Below are 18,875 nucleotides of genomic sequence, written 5' to 3' on the forward strand. Positions count from 1 at the left end.
GGGTCTTTCAGGACGTTCTTCGTCTTGAAAGACCCTTTCCCGACACTCGTATAACGCCCTATACCGCGACGCGGCCGGCTTCCAGCCGGAGGCGGTCGCCCGCCCAGTCCCGTCGCAGCCATCGATCATGCGAAGCGATGACGACGGCACCCGGCGCGGAATCGAGCGCGGTGAACAACTCCTCGGCCAGCGTGAGCGAGATGTGGTTCGTCGGCTCGTCCAGCAGCAGGACCTCCGGCGGATCGGCGATCAGCAGTGCCAGTGCGAGACGCCGCCGTTGTCCGACCGACAGGGCGCCCACCCGCGTCCCGAGGTCACGCGGTGCCAGCAGGCCAAGGCCACGCAACGGCGGAGCACCTTCGCCGAGCGCTTCGGCGTAGGTCCGCTGCGCGGTCTTCTCCGGCTCGGCGAACTCGACGTCCTGCGCCAGCAAGCCGATCCGCACCCCGCGTCCGCAAAGGACGGTCCCGGAATCCGGGGTCAGCGCACCGGTGAGGACGGACAGGAGCGTGGACTTCCCCGCGCCGTTCCCGCCGGTGATCAGGAGCCTCGACGTCGTCGTGATGTCGAGGGTCTCCAGCCGCAGCCGGCCAGGGACTTCGATGTCCCGCACCGAGATCGCCGTCTTGTCCTCACCGGGCTTGCCGGTCAGTTCGGCCTGGAACCGCAGCGGCGCCGGTGGTTTCCGCACCTGATCGCGTTCCAGCTCGTCCAGCCGAAGCTGGGCGTTGCGGACCCGGCGTGAGATCTGTTTCTGCACCCTCCCGGTCTTGAAGTCGTAGAGCATCTTGGCGTTGTCGCGCTGAGGGCGGTTGTGCGCGACGTCGCGCGCGGTCACGGCGACCGATTCGCGCAGTTCCTTCAGCTCGTCCTGTTCCTCGGCGTAGCGCTGCTCCCAGCGCGCCCGTTCGGCCCGTTTCTGGTCCAGGTAGTCGGAATACGTCCCGCCGTACCGGGTCGGCCCGCCGAGTGCCGGGTCCAGATCGACGATGTCGGTGCACACCGCGTCGAGGAACACGCGATCGTGCGACGACAGCACGAGGACACCGGTCAGTGACGCGAGGTGGTGTTCGAGGAACTCCATCGCGGCGTCGTCGAGGTGATTCGTCGGCTCGTCCAGGATCAGCGTTCCCGGCCGCCGGACCAGCAGTGCGGCCAGGCCGAGCCGCGATCGCTGCCCGCCGGAAAGCGTGCCCAGTTCCCGCGACGGGTCGATCCCGGCGAGTCCGAGTCCCGCGCACACGACCTCGGCCCGCCGGTCGGCGTCCCAGAGGTCATGTGCCTGGGCCCATTCCAGGACCGTGCCGTACTCGTCGAGGACCGTCGCGTCGTCGGGATGTTCCGTGAGCGCGGCGGTCAGTTCGTCGAGTCTCGCGGACGCCCGCCGGATTTCGGCGAGCGCGTCGTCGATGACGTCGGAGAACCGGGCCGTGAGCGGGAAAGGCAATTCCTGCAAGAGGAATCCGAGATCATCGCCGCGGAGCACCTCGCCGGCGTCGGGCTCTTCGACCCCGGCGAGCAGCCGCAGGAGTGTGGACTTCCCGACGCCGTTCTCGCCGACCAGGCCGAGCCGTTGCCCGGCCGAAGCGGTCAGGTTCACCCCGTCGAGTACGACACGGGCACCGTACGAACGGACGAGGTCCTTGGCGATCAGGGAAAGAGAAGAAGACATGCGACATCACCGCGTTTCGGATCCATGAGGGATCCCCGCCGGGCTTGGTCGCGCCTCGGAGCGGGGTGGGATGCGGGTGTCAGTTGTCCATGATGCGAGCAGTCTAACGCAACCTGTGTAGCGTTAGTCAACCCCCACTTTCGAGCCGCTTTAGTTCGAGCGCAGTCGTGTGGCCTCTTGTTCGGCGAAGGCGCGGCCGTCGGTCATGACGCCGAGGAGTGCGGCGAGCTGGCGGCGGTCGAGCCGGCCGAGGCGGTCGCCGAAGAAGCGGGCCATGGGGGAGTAGAGGTCGGAGACCTCGCCGAGCCGGTCCGGCAGTGGGTGGACCCGGAGACGTCGGCGATCGGCCGGGTCGGGGACGCGTTCGACCAGGCGCTGCGCCTCCATGCGGTCGAGCATCCGTGTCGCTGCGCCGGTCGTCATGCCGAGCGCCCGCGCCAGCTCGGTCGGGGAGGTGGCGGCGCCGCTGATGACCAGCTGGAGACCGTGAAGCTCGGTGGGGCTGATCCCGAGCCGCTCCGCCATGGCCGTCTGGAAGAGGACGGTCGCGCTGACGAAGCGCGGGATCTCCAAAGCCGCCGCGGTGGCGAGTTCTCGCTGGTCGGGCACGTGTGTTCCTCAAGCAGTAGTTGACTTGTGCAGTTACTGCTTTCTGTAGCAGCTGCGTGGGCAAGGGTATCGAGGCCGGTTGACAAGGTCGCGGACGCCTGCAATTCTGAAAGAACGCTTTCGAAAGAACTCTTTCAGATTGGATCGGGCGATGGCCGGGTTGCCGCCGCGTAAGCGGATCGAGGACGTCGAGCTGATGCGGGCTTTGGCGCATCCGCTGCGTTCGGCGTTGGTGGACCACCTGATGGCGGTGGGCCCGCGGACCGCGAGCGAATGCGCGACGGCCGTCGGCTCGACAGCCTCGAACTGCAGCTGGCACCTGCGCCAGCTGGCGCAGCACGGCCTGGTGGAGCGGGTCGAGGGGGAGGACGGACGCGAACGGCCCTGGCGCGCCTGCCAGGTCGGCATCGAATTCGGGGACGATCCGGAGCTGCACGGGGCGCAGCTGGCGGTGGTGGGCACGACCCTCGCCCGCGAGCGGGAGCTGGTCGAGCGATATCTCGACGCCGCCGACGGGCTCGACAAGGAGTGGCAGGACGCGTCCGGGATCAACACGTACTCCCTGCGGGTGACCGCGGCGGAGCTGGAGGAGCTGATCCGGGGGATGGACGCGCTGGTCCGGCCCTATGTCAGCACGATCCGCGAGGACGTACCGGAGGGGGCCAGGCCGGTGCATCTGGGGCTGCGCGCCTTCCTGCGCATCGACGCCGAGGGGAAGCCGAGCGAATGAAACCGTTGAGGGAACCCGCTTTCGCGCGGCTGTGGATCGCCTCGTTCTTCTCCGAGACCGCCGAGTGGATGCTGCAGATCGCGCTGCCGGTGTTCGTCTTCCAGGCGACCGGTTCCGCCGCCACGACGGCGCTGAGCATCGTGCTCGGCCTGCTGCCCGCGGTCCTGCTCAGCCCGGTCGCCGGGGTGATCGCGGACCGCTGGAACCGGCGGCTGGTGCTGTGCGTGGTGTGCGCGGGACAGGCGTTCGTGGCCTTGCCGCTGTTGTTCGTCGCGTCCGGCGGCCCGGTGGTCGTCGTCTACGCCGTCATGGCCGCTCAAGCGGGTCTGGCCTCGCTGTTCGAGCCCGCCCGCAACGCGCTCGTGCCGGAACTGATCGACCCGGAGGAGCTGACCGGCGCCAACGGCCTCATGAGCATCAACGGCAGCGTCGCGCGCCTCGTCGGCGGCTGGGCGGGTGGTCTTCTGCTCGGGTTCGGCGGGCTGGGCTGGGTCGTGGTGGCGTACCTCGGCGTGCTGATCGTCGCGTCGGCGTTGCTGGCGCGCCCGTTCCGGCGGGTCGCCGCCCCGGCCGAGGCGGGGCCGCACGAACCGGTGCTCCGGGCCTGGATCGAGGGGCTCCGCGAGATCGGCCGCGATGGACGTCTGCGGCTCGCCGGCGTCGTCGTGGTGCTGATCTCGCTGGCACAGGGGATGTTCCTGGTGCTGTTCGTGGTCTTCGTCCTCGACATCCTCGGCGGCAGCGAGGGCGACGTCGGCCTTCTGCGTGGCGTGCAGGCCCTTGGTGGCCTGGCTGCGGGATTCGCCGTCGCCACGTTCGCCCGCAAGGTCGCGCCCGCCGCGCTGCTCGGCTGGGGCGGGCTCGCGCTCGGCCTGCTGTCGGCGCTGATCTGGAACCTTCCCGCGCTGACCGCGTCACTGGGCGTCTACGTCGGGCTCTTCGGCCTCGTCGGCGCACCAGGGGTGCTGGGCGGTTCCGGGTTGCTCTCGCTGGTCCAGACGTCGGCGTCGCCGGAACGGTCCGGGCGGGTGCTCAGCACGATGTTCGCCGGGATGGCCGGGTTCACCGCGCTCGGCGCACTGCTCGTGGGCGCGCTGATGAGTGTCCTGGGTTCCGGTGTCCTGCTGAACCTTCAGGCGGGTCTGCACGTCGCCTCGGGGCTGATCGTGCTCGTCGTCCTGTCGTCCGGCCGGTTACGCCGTGATGCGGTTTCGGCGGTTCCCCGGTCCGAGTGAAGCTACGGTGGTGGAGTGCCACATCTCTTCGCCACCAGCGACCTCCACGTCACCCACGAAGGCAACGCCCCGATCGTCGACGAGGTCGTCCCCCGGACCCCCGACGACTGGCTGCTCGTGGCCGGTGACGTCGCCGAACGCGCCGAATCCGTGATCGAAGTGCTCAAGACACTGCGCGATCGCTTCGCGAAGGTCGTCTGGGTGCCCGGCAACCACGAACTGTGGACCACCCACAAGGACGAATGCCAGCTGCGGGGCCAAGCACGCTACGAGCACCTGGTCGAGCGATGCCGGGAGATCGACGTCCTCACCCCGGAGGACCCGTACCCGGTGTGGGAACACCAGGAGAAGCCGCTGACGATCGCCCCGCTGTTCGTCCTGTACGACTACAGCTGGCGGGCCCCGGCGGCCGAGGGCCTGCCGATGCAGCAGGCGATCGACCAGGCGCGCGACGCCGGCGTGCTGTGCACGGACGAGTTCTTCCTGCACCCCGACCCGTACCCCAGCAGGCAGGCCTGGTGCGCCGATCGCGTGAAGATCAGCACCGAGCGCCTGGAGGCGATCCCCGAAGACCACGGGACCATCCTGATGTCGCACTGGCCGCTGCACCGCCACCCGACCGCGCCGCTGTACTACCCGGAGTTCGCGCTGTGGTGCGGGACCACGGAGACCGAGGACTGGCACCTGCGGTTCCGGACGGAGGTCGCCGTCTACGGGCACCTGCACATCCCGCGTTCGACGGAGGCCGACGGGGTGCGGTTCGAGGAGGTCTCGCTCGGCTATCCGCGTGAGTGGCGGAAGCGGGCGCGGGGCCCGATTCCGCTGCGGCGCATCTTCTGACGCCCGCTTCACCACCTCTACGCCGGGTGTCGGACGGAGCGGTCCCGACGCAATGAACGGGTCATTCCTTGCAAAATTTGCAAGGAATGACCCGTTCATTGCACGCGCAACCGGAGCAGGTGGCGACCGGAGGGTCAGCCTCGTCCGGGTCCGTCCTGCCCAGGACGCCGCCGCCGCAGGTACCGCTCGAACTCGGCCGCGATCTTGTCCCCGCTCACGTCGTCCAGCGTGAACTCGGTTTCCGCGTCGCCGCGCTCTTCGAGTCCGCGGACGTACTCGCTGATCTCTTCGTCCTCTTCGGCCATCTCGGTGACCGTCCGCTGCCACTCTTCCGACTGTTCGGGCAGCGCGCCCAGCGGGATCTCGACGTCGAGGACGTCTTCGAGTTTGTGCAGCAGCGCGAGGGTGGCCTTGGGCGACGGCGGGTGCGAGACGTAGTGCGGCACGGCCGCCCAGATCGACACCGCGGGCACACCGGCCTGCACGCAGTAGTCCTGCAGCACGCCCACTATCCCGGTCGGCCCCTGGTAGTTGTTCAGTTCGAGGCCGAACTGCGAGGCGGTGTCCTTGTCGTACGCCGTTCCGGTGACCGGGACGGGCCGCGTGTGCGCGGTGTCGGCCAGCAGGGCGCCGAGGGTGACGACGGTGGCGACGTCGAGTTGCTGGATGTGCTCCAGCAGTTCGGCGCAGAAGGCGCGCCAGCGCATGTTCGGCTCGGGGCCCTGGACGAGGACGACGTCGCGGTTGAGTCCCTCTGGGCGGCACACCGACAGGCGCGTGGTCGGCCAGTCGACCCTTCGGGTGACGCCGTCGACCATGCGTACGGTCGGTCTGCTCACCTGAAAGTCGTAATACTCGTCCGGGCTCAGCTCGGCCAGCGGTGTCGCATCCCAGTTCAGCTGCAGGTGCTCGACGGCCCGGCTGGCCGCGTCACCTGCGTCGTTCCAGCCTTCGAAGGCCACCACCATCAGCGGTTTGGTGTCATCCGGGCGGTCGCGGCCGGGCTGCTGGGTCTCGTCGACGGGCTCACTCACCGGACCAGCCTACGACCAGGCGGCCCTTCGCCGTCGGGCATGTCCGATCGTCTTCCGTCACCGACGGCTGGCGGGCTGTGACGAGCCCCTCGGCTTCACCCGTCCGGACGCCGCCGAACTCGGCTACCGTGAACCTGTACTTCGCCACCGGACCGTGAAGGGGGAGCCGTGAGCGCACCGTCCACACTGGACGGACTCGCCGCCGTGCTGTGGGATATGGACGGCACGCTGGTCGACTCGGAGAAGCTGTGGGACGTCGCCCTCTACGAGGCCGTCGAGACCTTGGGCGGCACGCTGACCGAGGAGCAGCGCCTGAGCCTCGTCGGGTCCAATATGGACGACACGGCCGCGTTCCTCCTCGAAGTGTGCGAAAAGCCCGTCACTCCCGAATCGGTCGCGGAGATGGGCGAATGGATCCGCAAGCGCACGGCCAACCTCTTCGACGGCGTCATCCCGTGGCGCCCCGGCGCCCAGGAACTGCTGGAGCTGCTGCGGTCCGAGGGCGTGCCGATGGCCCTGGTCACCTCGACCGAGCGGTCGCTGACGGAACTGGCGCTGAACACCATCGGACGTGAGTACTTCGCCGCCACCGTCTGCGGCGACGAGGTCGATGGTCTGAACAAGCCGGACGCCAAGCCGTATCAGCTGGCGACGGAGTTGCTGGGAGTCCAGGCTTCCCGGTGCGTGGCGATCGAGGATTCCCCGCCGGGTGCGGCTTCGGCGGCCGCCGCCGGCTGCACGGTGCTGGTGATCCCCAACGACGTCGAGGTCCAGCCGGGGGAGCGGCGGGTTTTCCGCTCGTCGCTGGTCGGGCTCGACGTGCCAGGGCTCACCGCGCTCCTGGGCTGACGTCCATGTCGCATTTCCGCTAGACCCCGCGCTCGCACTCGGTGATGCTTGCTGGGTGCATGAGGATTTCGAGCGCTGCGTACGGGCGGTACAGGCGAAGGACGACCGTTTCGACGGCTGGTTCTTCACCGCCGTCGTGACGACACGGATCTATTGCCGGGCCAGCTGTCCGGTCGTTCCCCCCAAACCGGAGAACATGACGTTCTATCCGAGCGCGGCGGCCGCCCAGGAGGCCGGTTTCCGCGCCTGCAAACGGTGCCGTCCGGACGCCAGCCCCGGATCGCCGCAGTGGAACGAGCGCGCGGACCTGGTGGCCAGGGCGATGCGGCTGATCGCCGACGGCGTCGTCGACACCGACGGCGTGAGCGGCCTCGCGGCGCGCCTCGGTTACAGCGTCCGGCAGGTGGAGCGGCATGTACGTGCCGAACTCGGCGCGGGTCCGCTGAGCCTCGCCAGGGCGCAGCGCGCGCAGACGGCGCGCCTGCTGATCGAGACGACGAGCCTGTCGATGATCGACGTGGCGCTGGCCTCCGGATTCGGCAGCGTCCGGACCTTCAACGACACCGTCCGCGAGGTCTTCGCGCTGTCTCCGACGGAACTGCGCGCACGAGTCCGTACCGCGCCGGCCGTCGCTCCCGGGACGTTGTCGCTGCGCCTGCCGTACCGCAAGCCGCTGTTCCCGGACAACCTGTTCGGGCATCTCGTCGCGACCGGCGTCCCCGGCGTCGAGGAATGGCGTGACGGCGCCTATCGGCGCACCTTGCGGCTTCCACACGGCCCCGCCGTCGTCGCGCTCAAACCCGAGGACGGCTTCATCGGTTGCCGGCTCACGCTGTCGGACCTGCGGGATCTCTCGACCGCGATCAGCCGCTGCCGTCGCCTGCTGGATCTCGACGCCGACCCGGTCGCCGTCGACGATCTCCTGGCCGCGGACCCGATGCTCGCGCCGATGGTGGCCGCCGCGCCCGGTCGCCGCGTGCCCCGGACCGTCGACGGCGACGAGTTCGCCGTTCGCGCGGTGCTCGGGCAGCAGGTCTCCACCGCGGCCGCCCGCACCCACGCGGCCAGACTGGTCCTCGCGCACGGCGAGCCGGTCGACGACCCCGACGGCGGCCTTACCCACGTCTTCCCGGACGCCGCCGCCCTCGCGGACCTCGACCCGGAAAGCCTCGCGATGCCGCAGAGCCGCAAGCGGACTCTGCTCGGGCTCATCGCCGAACTGACCGAGGGCGACCTGGATCTCGGAGCGGGCAGTGACTGGCAGCGGGCGCGGGAGCGGTTGAACGCGTTGCCCGGCTTCGGCCCCTGGACCGTCGAAAGCATCGCGATGCGCTCGCTCGGCGACCCGGACGCGTTCCTGCCGACCGATCTCGGCGTCAAGGTCGCGGCGAAGGAGTACGGGCTGAGCCCGGCCGCACTCAGCGAACACGGCGAACGCTGGCGCCCATGGCGCGCTTACGCCGTCCAACACCTCTGGGCGACCGGGGACCACCCGATCAACCGGCTGCCCGCCGCCTGATTTTCCGAGGAGCACCATGCGCACGCACACCGTCATCGACAGCCCGTACGGCCCGCTGACCCTGGTCGCGGAGGAACAAAGCCTCTGCGGCCTGTACATGGTCGAGCAGCGCCACCGTCCGGCCGAGGAGACCTTCGGTCATCCTGACCCGGGCGCGCCGATCTTCGTGGAGACCGAGCGACAGCTGAAGGAGTACTTCGCCGGTCAACGCAAGGACTTCGATCTTCCCCTGAGCTTCGCCGGCACCGATTTCCAGCGCATGGTCTGGAAGGGCCTCTGCGAGATCCCATATGGCGAGACGGTCTCCTACGGTCAGCTCGCCGACCGGCTCGGACGGCCCACCGCGTCGCGCGCGGTCGGGCTCGCCAACGGCAAGAATCCGATGGGGATCATCGTGCCGTGTCATCGCGTCGTCGGCGCGACCGGCGATCTCACCGGCTACGGCGGTGGTATCGAACGGAAGCGGCAGCTGCTCGACTTCGAACGGGAGGGCGCCACACTGTTCTGAGGTGTGACGCGGGTGTCAACACACCGGCCCGGGGCAGCGCGACGCGAGCGCGGATGGAAGGATCTCCAGACTGTGAAGACCTTCGATGAGCTGTTCGCCGAGCTTGCCGACCGCGCGGTGACGCGCCCCGACGGTTCCGGCACCGTCGCCGCGCTGGACGCGGGAACGCACGCGCAGGGCAAGAAGGTGCTCGAAGAGGCGGGCGAGGTATGGATCGCCGCCGAGCACGAATCCGACGACAGGCTCGCGGAGGAGATCTCACAGCTGCTGTACCGGGTGCAGGTGCTCATGCTCGGCCGTGGACTGTCGACAGAGGACGTGTACCGGTACCTGTGACGCGTTCGCGTCCGGAGAACCAAGGAGAAGCAATGCTGCGTGTCGCCGTGCCGAACAAGGGAGCCCTCGCCGCCGCCGCGTCGGAGATGCTCGGAGAGGCCGGCTACCGCAAGCGACATGAGGCCCGCGACCTGACCGTGCTGGACACGATCAACGAGGTCGAGTTCTTCTTCCTGCGCCCCAAGGACATCGCGATCTACGTCGGGTCCGGCGAGCTGGATCTCGGCATCACCGGCCGCGACCTCGCGCTCGACTCCGGCGCCCCCGTCGAGGAGATCCTCGGCCTCGGCTTCGGCGGTTCCACATTCCGGTACGCCGCCCCGGCGGGCAAGGACTGGAAGGCCGAAGACCTGCAGGGAAAGCGGCTCGCGACGTCGTACCCGAGGCTCGTGAGGGAGAACCTGAAGCAGCACGGGGTGGAGGCGGAGGTCATCCGCCTCGACGGCGCCGTCGAGATCTCGATCCAGCTCGGGGTGGCCGACGCCATCGCCGACGTCGTCGAATCCGGACGTTCGCTGCGCCAGCACAACCTCGTGGCCTTCGGTGACCCGATCTGCGTGTCGGAAGCGGTGCTGCTGCAGCGGGCCGGTACCGAACACACCCGGCCCAAGGACCAGCTGAAGGCGCGGCTGCAGGGCGTCGTCTTCGCCCAGCACTACATGATGCTGGACTACGACTGCCCGCGTTCGCTCATGGAAGCGGCCATCGCGATCACACCGGGCCTCGAATCGCCGACCGTCGCGCCGCTCGCGGACGACGACTGGGTGGCCGTGCGGGCGATGGTGCCGCGCAAGGAGGTCAACCGGATCATGGACGAACTCGCCGAGACCGGCGCGAAGGCCGTTCTTGCTTCGGACATCCGGGCCTGCCGGCTCTAGCCTGTCGCGCGTGAGACCACCTGGACCGAATCGCCGTTTCGCGTGACTGCCAGGACGGCACGCGTGATCCGACGGACGACACACGTGATTGGGCGGACGGCACACGCGCGGCAGGTTGCCGCCATGCGCCGTCCGTCCGATCACGCATGCCGTCTTTCCTGACACATGTGCCGTCCCTCTGGACACGCGAAACCGCCATTTGCGCACCGGTAAGGAGGGACCGAAGACCCAGGTGGCTCCAACGAGCCAAAACACTCACGACCCCAAGGCTCTACCGAGGCCGGTTCGGCTTCTTCGGCATGAGGTCGTAGAGCTTCTTCCGTGCCCCGTTGTCGTTCGCGCTGCGCGTCACCGAGACCTCGGTGATGAAGTCTTCGAAGACGAAGTCCTCGTCCGCGGGCACGATCGCCGGCGCCGGATGGTTCCGCAGGTATCCGTCCAGCGTCTCCGCGATCTCCCGGAACGACAGCGCCTGCAGCGTTTCCGGCGCGTAGGTCGTCACCGGGACGCCGTGCGCGGCGGCCTCGTTCATGACCACACCGAGCGGGACGTGCGAGAGCATCGGGATGCCGAACGTGTACAACTCCTGCAAAGCCGCAGCCGCGTAATGCGAGATCGGGCGGCGGTACAGCCCCGGCACGATCCCGTAGTAGGCGATCGGGGGACGGCCGACGGTCTGTTCGACGTAACGCACCTGGTCCGAAAGCAGGCGCAGCGCCCGGATGCTGGTCCGGTCCGGCTGCACCGGCACGAGAATCCCGTGCGACGCGGCCAGCGCGTTGTTGGTCAGCACGTCGAGCGCGGGCGGGCAGTCGATGATGATGTGGTCGTAGTTCGCGAACTGGATGACCCTGGCCAGCTGCCAGCCCGGTACGCGGAACTGGTCGAGCCGCCGGATCAGGTCGAACATGCCTGGGGACGTGGGGATCACGTCGAACGCGCCGCCGCGCCCGAGGTTGCTGCGCGGATGCCGTACGGCGAGTTCCTCGATCGGGCCCTTCCATACCTTGGTCAGGGCTTTCGCCAGGCTGGGCATATCCGGGGCGACCTCGTCCAGGCCGAGGAGTTCGGTGGTCGCGTGGCCCTGTGGGTCGAGGTCGATCAGCAGCACCCGGCGGCCGCGTTCGGCCAATGCGGCCGCCGCGCCCACGCTGAGTGAGGTCTTGCCGACCCCGCCTTTCTGGTTGACCACCGAGGTGATCTGCATGCCGAAGCGCTCCCTGCGTCTGTTGTTCCGGGAAGGCTATTGGAAACACGCCGAGAATGCGCGTCTATCAGCCCGCCTGTCGCGGCCGCACCAGGAGGGCCTGCGCCCCGGAGGCGATCGGCCCGGACGTGTCGTGCAGCGTGGTCGTCGCGGTGCCGACGCCGTGCGGGCCGACCAGGGTGGCCGCGTCGACGCCGATCCAGTCGCCCAGTGGCGGGCGGCGCAGGTGCACCGTCAGCTCGGAATTGATGAACCACCACTCGCGCGGGTCGAGGAAGTTCGAGATCCCGTTGCCGGAGTCCGCCAGGACGAACAGCCGCTGCAGCGCGCTCGGCTTCTCACCATCGACGAGCGCGACGCGTTGACGGCCCCAAACCGTCGCGGGACCGGGTTCGTCGAGCGCGCCCTTGACCCGCCGCCACTCGACGGCGTCCAGGTATCCGCCGTGCCAGCCTTCCGGCCAGCGCGACGTCGGCAGGCCGTCCGGCGAGGGCAGCGCGGGACCTTCGGCGGTCGCCACCGCCGTGGTGTCCGAGGTGGCGATCCGCCATGCGGACGCCCTCGCGACGACGCGCTCGCCGTGCGCGAGTTCGGCCTCCAGCCATTCGACCGACCGGCCCGGTCGTTCCACCCACGCCCGCACCGAAAGCTCCTTCAGCGGGGCCGGGCCGAGGATCTCGATCGTCACCCGCGCGAGCTGGCTCGCGTGCGGCGCTTCGACCTCTTCGAGCGCGCGGACCAGCAACGCCGAGGGCGGCCCGAAGTGCTGTGCGTCCGGGGTCCACGGGCCCGCGGTGTGCTCGGTCGGGAGGAACCTTCCCTCACCGGCAGGAACGTAGAAGGCTTCTGTCACACCGGACACCCTAATCCGCTCGGTCCAAAACGGACTCTTCACCGGGATCGGGTTCGGGCCAGCCGGGATAGGGCGGGGGAGTCCCGCCGTACTGCGGGCAGACCGCCTGGTGATCGCACCACGCGCACAGTTTGCTCGGATTGGGCCGGAAATCGCCGGTCTTGCCCGCCTTGAGGATCGCCTGCCAGATGGCCTCCAGCGTGCGCTCGAACCGGATCAGCTCGGCCTCGTCCGGGGTGTACGCCAGGGACTGGCCATCGGTGAGGTACATCAGTTTCAGCTGGCGCGGCACCACGCCGCGCAGCCGCCACAGCACCACGGCGTAGAACTTCATCTGGAACATCGCCTTGGCCTCGCCGATCTCGCGAGGCGCGGCGCCGGTCTTGTAGTCGACGACGCGGATCTCGCCGGTCGGCGCGACGTCCAGCCTGTCGACGTAGCCCCGCAGCAGGACTCCGGAGCCCAGTTCGATCTCGACGTGCAGTTCGCACGCCTCCGGCTCCAGCCGACGCGGGTCTTCGAGCCCGAAGTAGGTATCGACGAGTTGCTCCGCGGAGGAGAGCCATGAGGTGACGGCCTCGGGGTCGTCCTGATCGAACAGCTCGATCCACTCCGGACGTTCCGCGGACAGCTCCTCCCACGCCGGCGCGAGCAGTTCCTTGGCCTGCGGGGGAGTGCGATCGGCCTGCGGAAGGGAGAACAGGCGCTCCAGCACCGAGTGCACCAGTGTGCCGCGCAGCTGGGCCTTCGTCGGGATCTCGGGCAGTCTGTCGACCGCGCGGAAGCGGTAGAGCAGCGGGCACTGCTTGAAGTCGCTGGCACGCGACGGGGACAGGGCCGGCCGACGGCGCGGGGTTTCGGCGCCGGGCGGCGGATCGGCGGTGACCGTGTCGGTGTCGGGCATGCAGGGAGGGTAGCGCCGGGTACCGACAGTTCCTCCACCCTGACGCACCGGAGTGGCATGACCGACACCACTCGGACGGGATGGGCGGGTTACCGGCAGCCCACACCTGGGCATCTACGCTCTGACACATGGCGGTCACGGGTGAGCAGGGCCCGCCTCGACGAGGCGTGGCACCGGAGGGTGGACTCCTGCTGTTCCGTGTCTCCGGGATCCCCGTGTTGCTGGCCCCTTCGTGGTGGATCGGCTCGCTGATCATCGTCGTGCTCTACACCCCGTTGGTCGAACGGTTCCTGCCCGGCGCGAGCATGCTGACCTCGTGGCTGCTGGCGGCCGCGTTCGCGATCCTGCTGGGGCTCTCGGTGCTGGCGCACGAACTCGGGCACTGCCTGGTGGCGCTACGCCTGGGCATCCCGGTCCGGCGGTTGCGACTGTTCCTCCTCGGTGGACTCTCCGAGGTCGCGAGGACGCCGCGGCAGCCCCGTCAGGAAGGTCTGGTCGCCGCCGCGGGCCCGGTGGTCTCGTTGCTGCTCGGCGGTTTCTGCGGGCTCCTGATGTTCGCCGTGCCGCCGGAAAGCGCGGCGTGGCTGCTCATCGCCGAATGCGCGGTCGCGAACTTCGCCGTCGGCCTCTTCAACCTTCTACCGGGACTCCCGCTCGACGGCGGCCGCTTGGTGCGTGCCGGGGTCTGGGCGGCCACCGGACGCCGCGAGAAGGGCACACGAGCCGCTGTCGTCGGTGGCGGCGTCGTCGCGGCGGGACTGCTCGTCTGGGCGGTCTGGGGACTCGCCGCCGGCAGCGAGGATCGCTGGCTGCGTCTCGGGGTCTGCGTCGTGACGGCGTGGTTCGTGATCCTCGGCGCGCGAAGCGAACTCGCCGCCGAAGCACGTCGAGGCTGGCCCGAAGGTGTGCAGTTGAGCGAACTCGTCCGGCCGGTCCTCCAGCTTCCCGCGGAAAGCCCCGTCTCGGACGCGCTCGCCGCTTCGGCCGGCCGCGGTGTGGTCCTGGTGCGAGCCGACGGCGTGGCGGCCGGACTGCTCGACGAGACCGCCGCCGCGCAACTGGCCGGTACATCGCCTCACGCGCCCGCGGAGATGGCCGCGGAGCCGATTCGCGCCGATACCGTGCTGCTCTCCTCCGAGTCGGGCGAGGAGATCGCCGAGCGGGTCCGGGAAACCGCCGCGTGGCAGTTCCTCGTCGTGGACGACGAAGGCAGGCCCGCCGGAGTGCTCCGACGAGAGGACCTGCGCGCCGCGATGACCCGGAGCCGACCCCCGGCGTAGCGCGGTACGGCCACCTGCGAGGATCGGTCGTCGATCATTTTGTGCGTATGGAGGTTCAGTGTCGGTCCGTGGGCCGTTTCGTATTGGTGACCGGGTTCAGCTGACCGACTCCAAGGGGCGGCACTACACCATGGTGCTCGCCGAGGGACAGCAGTATCACACCCATCGCGGCGCGCTGGCGCACGACGACGTGATCGGGGCGCAGGAGGGTTCGGTCGTCACTTCGGCGGGCGGCAGCCACTATCTGGCGTTGCGCCCGCTGCTGCCGGACTACGTGCTCTCGATGCCGCGTGGCGCTCAGGTGATCTACCCGAAGGACGCCGCGCAGATCGTGATGTGGGGCGACATCTACCCGGGTGCGCGGGTGCTCGAGGCGGGCGCCGGTTCCGGCGCGCTGACCTGTTCGCTGCTGCGGGCGGTCGGCTCGGAAGGCACCGTGCAGTCGTACGAGATCCGGGACGACCACGCCGAGCACGCCGAACGGAACGTGGAGAAGTTCTTCGGCGGGAAGCCGGACAACTGGTCGCTGACGGTCGCGGACCTGTCGACGCACACCGGCGAGGTCGATCGCGTGGTGCTCGACATGCTGGCTCCGTGGGACCAGCTCGAGAACGTCGCCGCGCATCTGGTGCCCGGCGGCGTCCTGACGGTCTACGTCGCGACGGTCACGCAGCTTTCGCGGATCACGGAAGCCTTGCGGGATCAGCAGTGCTGGACCGAGCCGGAGTCGTTCGAAACGCTCATGCGGCCCTGGCACGTCGTGAGTCTCGCCGTGCGGCCGGATCACCGGATGGTCGCGCACACCGCTTTCCTGCTGACGGCTCGCCGTCTGGCCGACGGAACGGTCTCGCCGCGGGTGCACCGGCGGTCCGGAAAGGGATGAAACGGGCGGGACACGCCCGGGCCCACATTACGGAACGCACCATTTTCCGTCACGTTTCTTGAGCGGGAACGGGGTGTCCTTCTGCCCGCCCGCTCCCTCCACGTGCACGGTCACGGTGGCCGAATCGCCGCCGACCGACGGCGGATCCGGGACGGTCGCGGTCACCTTGCCCGCGGCCTCCCACTTCCGTTTCAGCGCGGCCAGATCGGCCGACGACTGCTGGACGCAGGTGAGCTTGCCGAACGCCGTCGCGTCGTGATTCACGATGGCGGCGGCGATCGCCTTGCCGACGACCTCGACCGCGGCCACGTCCGGATCCACCGGCACCGGCCGGGAGGAACTCGGCCACGCCGGCGCCGGCGCGGTGCTGGACGCGGCCGGGTCGGTGCCGGAGGGGGCCACCAGCAGCAGCCCCACCACGACACCCACCACGACCGCGCCGCATCCGGCCAGGATGGCGATCAGCCTGCTGGACACCGTTCCCTGATCAGCGCTTCGCGCCGATGAAGCACCAGAGGTCGGATTCCTTCTTGAAGTTGAGGGAGCCCGTTTCGGTCTTGCCACCCGTGGTGGCCGTGATCGGCAGCTTCGCCGTCTCCCCGGTGACCGCCAGGTCCCCGGCCTTCACGATCTTGAGGTCCTTGGCGACCGAGATGTCGTCCTTGGTGTTCACACTGCGGCAGGCCGACTGGGCGACGACCTTGCCATCGTGGGCGTTGTAGGCGTTGAACACGGCATCCGAGACCTCTTCCGGCGACGCCTTGCCCAGGGGGGCCGGGCCGGAGCCCTTGGTGCTGGACGTGCTCGGCGAGCTGGACTTGCTCCTGGTCGAAGACGTGGAGGACTTGGGCGCCGACGAAGCCGAACCCGTCGGAGCCGCGCTGCTGGAGCTGGCCGGCGGAGCGGCGACCGGGTCGTCGTCCCCCGAGTTCAGCGCGATGATGAGGCCGGTGGCGCCACCGATCAGCACGACCGCGCCGACCGCGATGCCGATGATCAGGCCGGTCTTCTTTTTCTTCGGCGGCTCGCCATAGCCGCCTTCCTGCGGGTAGGCGTTGTAGCCGCCCTGCTGCTGCCCGTACGGATCCGGCTGCCCGAACTGCTGCGTCGCGCCGGGATATCCCTGCTGGGGCTGGGGGCCGCTCTGCGGATATCCGCCCTGCTGGCCGTACGGATCCTGTCCGTACTGACCGGGCTGCTGGCCGTACTGGCCGCCACCGGGGTAGCCCTGCTGCGGCTGGGGGCCGCTCTGCGGGTACCCGCCCTGCTGGCCGTACGGGTCTTGCCCGTAGCCGCCGGGCTGCTGCGGCGGGTAAGTCATGACTGGTGCCCCCTAGCTGTTCTGCGGAAATGCTGAATCTGAGTGCCGGTCCGCCTGCCCGGCGAACGTCGGCCCGATGCTAGCCATCGAGCCGGATCGCCGCTCGATTAGGGCCGAACTGATACCGGGAACCCGTTTGCACCAGATGAGGCCCGGGTATCCCGCCGCAGGTCAGGGCAGGTGGACGGAATGTGACCGAGGGAGTGCCGGACCCGGCACCGGGATGGCCCCTTGCGCGGCCGGAACGTACGTGCTGTCAGGCCATCCGGAACGCGACGCGCCGATCTTGTGATGCGGAAAGGCCTTTTCTTGTCGGTGATCGCCGGTACCGTGGAATGAAAAGCACTCCGAGGAGGTGCCCGATGCATCATGACCTTCCCGGAGGTCGGCGCGAGGAGGCCGACCCTTCAGAAACGACCGGAGCTGGAATCACATCCGACGAGCAGGCACGCCAAGTTCGCTTCCTCGAGGAGGAAGTCGCCCTGCTGCGCCGGAAGCTCACCGATTCGCCACGCCAGAACCGAGTGCTGGAGCAGCGACTCGCCGAGGCGTCGGAACGAGTGAGCCAACTCACCGAACGCAACACGAAGCTGGTCGAGACGCTCCGCGAGGCGCGTGGCCAGTTGTTGGCGTTGCGAGAGGAGGTCGACAGGCTGGCCCAGCCTCCGAGCGGTTACGGCGTGTTCGTGACCGCTTACGAGGACAACACGGTGGACGTGTTCACCGCGGGCCGCAAAATGCGGGTTTCGGTCTCACCCGCGGTCGAGGTCTCGTCGTTGCAGCGTGGACAAGCGCTGCGGCTCAACGAGGCGCTCACCGTCGTCGAAGGCGGCGACTTCGAGAAGATCGGCGAGGTCTGCGCACTGCGCGAGGTGCTGGCCCCGGACGTCGAGGGCGGCAGCCCCCGTGCGCTCGTGGTCGGGCACGCGGACGAGGAGCGGGTCGTCCTGCTCTCCGATCCGCTGGCCGAACAGCCCCTCAAGCCGGGCGATTCCCTGCTGGTGGACTCGAAGGCCGGCTACGCCTACGAGCGCGTGCCGAAGGCGGAGGTCGAGGATCTCGTGCTGGAGGAGGTGCCCGACGTCCAGTACGAGGACATCGGTGGCCTCACCCGGCAGATCGAGCAGATCCGCGACGCCGTCGAGCTTCCGTTCCTGCACGCGGATCTCTACCAGGAGTACCAGCTGCGCCCGCCCAAGGGCGTGCTGCTCTACGGGCCTCCTGGCTGCGGTAAGACCCTCATCGCCAAGGCGGTGGCCAACTCGCTCGCCAAGAAGGTCGCGGAAGCCCGCGGCGACAAGGCGGACGGGAAGTCCTACTTCCTGAACATCAAGGGTCCGGAGCTGTTGAACAAGTTCGTCGGGGAGACCGAGCGGCATATCCGCCTGATCTTCCAGCGGGCTCGGGAAAAGGCCTCCGAAGGCACCCCGGTGATCGTGTTCTTCGACGAGATGGACTCGATCTTCCGCACCCGTGGTTCGGGCGTGTCCTCCGACGTGGAGACCACGATCGTCCCGCAGCTGCTCTCGGAGATCGACGGTGTCGAGGGCCTGGAGAACGTCATCGTCATCGGCGCCTCCAACCGTGAAGACATGATCGACCCGGCGATCCTGCGGCCGGGCCGGCTCGACGTCAAGATCAAGATCGAGCGTCCGGACGCCGAAGGCGCGAAGGACATCTTCTCCAAGTACCTGTCCGACGGTCTGCCGATCCACGCGGACGACCTCGCCGAGTTCGGCGGGGACCGGCGGGCGACGTTCGACGCGATGATCCAGCACACGGTCGAGCGGATGTACGAGGAGACGGACGAGAACCGGTTCCTCGAGGTCACCTACGCCAACGGTGACAAGGAAGTCCTGTACTTCCGTGACTTCAACTCGGGCGCGATGATCCAGAACATCGTGGACCGGGCGAAGAAGTCGGCGATCAAGTCGGTGCTGGAGACCAAGCAGCCCGGCCTGCGCGTGCAGCATCTGCTGGACGCGATCGTCGACGAGTTCGCGGAGAACGAGGACCTGCCCAACACCACCAACCCGGACGACTGGGCCCGGATCTCCGGCAAGAAGGGTGAGCGGATCGTCTACATCCGCACGCTCGTCACCGGCAAGAACCAGGATTCGGGGCGGGCGATAGACACCGCCACGAACACCGGTCAGTACCTGTAAGACGAGAGCCGAAGGGGCCCTTCACCACATGCCATGCGGTGAAGGGCCCCTT

At 68.9% G+C, this 18,875-nt stretch carries 19 protein-coding genes; 11 read left to right on the top strand and 8 right to left on the bottom strand.

The genetic code is table 11. The features are described from left to right. Positions 1-58: 58 nt before the first annotated feature. Entirely contained in the window at positions 59-1,672 is a 1,614-nt protein-coding gene (locus tag H5J31_RS10330; protein ID WP_181772278.1) for an ABC-F family ATP-binding cassette domain-containing protein, read from the bottom strand. 150 nt (positions 1,673-1,822) lie between these two features. Then, positions 1,823-2,281: a MarR family winged helix-turn-helix transcriptional regulator gene (locus H5J31_RS10335; RefSeq protein ID WP_181772279.1), complete on the bottom strand. Its 459-nt coding sequence runs from the start codon at positions 2,279-2,281 to the stop codon at positions 1,823-1,825. 151 nt (positions 2,282-2,432) lie between these two features. On the opposite strand from H5J31_RS10335, the gene H5J31_RS10340 reads away from it, so the two are divergent. The 3 genes from H5J31_RS10340 to H5J31_RS10350 are packed head-to-tail and all read left to right on the top strand — an operon-like array spanning position 2,433 to position 5,086. Then, the gene (locus H5J31_RS10340) at positions 2,433-3,011 is read left to right on the top strand and encodes an ArsR/SmtB family transcription factor (RefSeq protein WP_181772280.1); all 579 of its coding nucleotides are present in this window, start codon (positions 2,433-2,435) and stop codon (positions 3,009-3,011) included. Then, positions 3,008-4,246 carry an MFS transporter gene (locus H5J31_RS10345; protein ID WP_181772281.1) on the top strand — a complete coding sequence of 413 codons (1,239 nt, stop codon included), beginning with the start codon at positions 3,008-3,010 and terminating at the stop codon, positions 4,244-4,246. Before H5J31_RS10340 ends, H5J31_RS10345 begins: the two co-directional genes overlap by 4 nt. Before the next feature lie 15 nt (positions 4,247-4,261). After that, positions 4,262-5,086, top strand: coding sequence for a metallophosphoesterase family protein (locus H5J31_RS10350; protein ID WP_181772282.1), 825 nt, complete (start codon positions 4,262-4,264; stop codon positions 5,084-5,086). A gap of 134 nt (positions 5,087-5,220) precedes the next feature. Here H5J31_RS10350 and H5J31_RS10355 read toward each other — a convergent pair whose 3' ends face one another. Beyond that, on the bottom strand, positions 5,221-6,120 hold the full coding sequence (locus tag H5J31_RS10355) for a PAC2 family protein (protein WP_181772283.1): 900 nt from the start codon (positions 6,118-6,120) through the stop codon (positions 5,221-5,223). A gap of 168 nt (positions 6,121-6,288) precedes the next feature. Between H5J31_RS10355 and H5J31_RS10360 the strand changes: the two genes are divergently transcribed. The 5 genes from H5J31_RS10360 (at position 6,289) to hisG (ending at position 10,210) form a co-directional block, all read left to right on the top strand. Further along, complete coding sequence (locus H5J31_RS10360; RefSeq protein WP_181772284.1) at positions 6,289-6,969, top strand: HAD family hydrolase; 681 nt, start codon at positions 6,289-6,291, stop codon at positions 6,967-6,969. A gap of 55 nt (positions 6,970-7,024) precedes the next feature. Further along, the gene (locus H5J31_RS10365) at positions 7,025-8,488 is read left to right on the top strand and encodes an AlkA N-terminal domain-containing protein (protein ID WP_181772285.1); all 1,464 of its coding nucleotides are present in this window, start codon (positions 7,025-7,027) and stop codon (positions 8,486-8,488) included. A 16-nt stretch (positions 8,489-8,504) separates the two neighbouring features. Beyond that, complete coding sequence (locus H5J31_RS10370) at positions 8,505-8,996, top strand: methylated-DNA--[protein]-cysteine S-methyltransferase (RefSeq protein WP_181772286.1); 492 nt, start codon at positions 8,505-8,507, stop codon at positions 8,994-8,996. Between the two features lie 72 nt (positions 8,997-9,068). Then, positions 9,069-9,332 carry a phosphoribosyl-ATP diphosphatase gene (locus H5J31_RS10375; RefSeq protein ID WP_181772287.1) on the top strand — a complete coding sequence of 88 codons (264 nt, stop codon included), beginning with the start codon at positions 9,069-9,071 and terminating at the stop codon, positions 9,330-9,332. 32 nt (positions 9,333-9,364) lie between these two features. Further along, positions 9,365-10,210 carry an ATP phosphoribosyltransferase gene (hisG, locus tag H5J31_RS10380; protein WP_181772288.1) on the top strand — a complete coding sequence of 282 codons (846 nt, stop codon included), beginning with the start codon at positions 9,365-9,367 and terminating at the stop codon, positions 10,208-10,210. Positions 10,211-10,481: 271 nt separating this feature from the next. Here the strand turns inward: hisG and H5J31_RS10385 are convergent, their stop codons facing one another. The 3 genes from H5J31_RS10385 to H5J31_RS10395 form a co-directional block, all read right to left on the bottom strand. Continuing rightward, positions 10,482-11,417 carry a ParA family protein gene (locus H5J31_RS10385; RefSeq protein WP_181772289.1) on the bottom strand — a complete coding sequence of 312 codons (936 nt, stop codon included), beginning with the start codon at positions 11,415-11,417 and terminating at the stop codon, positions 10,482-10,484. A 67-nt stretch (positions 11,418-11,484) separates the two neighbouring features. Continuing rightward, positions 11,485-12,270 (bottom strand): thioesterase family protein, encoded by a 786-nt coding sequence (locus tag H5J31_RS10390; RefSeq protein ID WP_181772290.1) that lies wholly within the window; start codon positions 12,268-12,270, stop codon positions 11,485-11,487. A gap of 10 nt (positions 12,271-12,280) precedes the next feature. Continuing rightward, positions 12,281-13,174: a RecB family exonuclease gene (locus H5J31_RS10395; RefSeq protein ID WP_181772291.1), complete on the bottom strand. Its 894-nt coding sequence runs from the start codon at positions 13,172-13,174 to the stop codon at positions 12,281-12,283. 128 nt (positions 13,175-13,302) lie between these two features. Here H5J31_RS10395 and H5J31_RS10400 point away from each other — a divergent pair, with 128 nt between their 5' ends. Then, the gene (locus tag H5J31_RS10400) at positions 13,303-14,454 is read left to right on the top strand and encodes a M50 family metallopeptidase (protein ID WP_181772292.1); all 1,152 of its coding nucleotides are present in this window, start codon (positions 13,303-13,305) and stop codon (positions 14,452-14,454) included. Positions 14,455-14,512: 58 nt separating this feature from the next. After that, on the top strand, positions 14,513-15,337 hold the full coding sequence (locus tag H5J31_RS10405) for a tRNA (adenine-N1)-methyltransferase (RefSeq protein WP_181772293.1): 825 nt from the start codon (positions 14,513-14,515) through the stop codon (positions 15,335-15,337). 27 nt (positions 15,338-15,364) lie between these two features. On the opposite strand, the gene H5J31_RS10410 is transcribed toward H5J31_RS10405, so the two are convergent. Beyond that, positions 15,365-15,814 carry a hypothetical protein gene (locus H5J31_RS10410; protein WP_181772294.1) on the bottom strand — a complete coding sequence of 150 codons (450 nt, stop codon included), beginning with the start codon at positions 15,812-15,814 and terminating at the stop codon, positions 15,365-15,367. Positions 15,815-15,824: 10 nt separating this feature from the next. Then, positions 15,825-16,658, bottom strand: a complete 834-nt coding sequence (locus H5J31_RS10415) for a hypothetical protein (protein ID WP_181772295.1) — start codon at positions 16,656-16,658, stop codon at positions 15,825-15,827. 362 nt (positions 16,659-17,020) lie between these two features. Here H5J31_RS10415 and arc point away from each other — a divergent pair, with 362 nt between their 5' ends. Further along, positions 17,021-18,823: a proteasome ATPase gene (gene arc / locus H5J31_RS10420; RefSeq protein WP_181772296.1), complete on the top strand. Its 1,803-nt coding sequence runs from the start codon at positions 17,021-17,023 to the stop codon at positions 18,821-18,823. Positions 18,824-18,875 lie beyond the last annotated feature (52 nt).

The organism is Amycolatopsis pittospori (assembly GCF_013870525.1).
GTDB classification, from domain to species: Bacteria; Actinomycetota; Actinomycetes; order Mycobacteriales; family Pseudonocardiaceae; genus Amycolatopsis; species Amycolatopsis pittospori.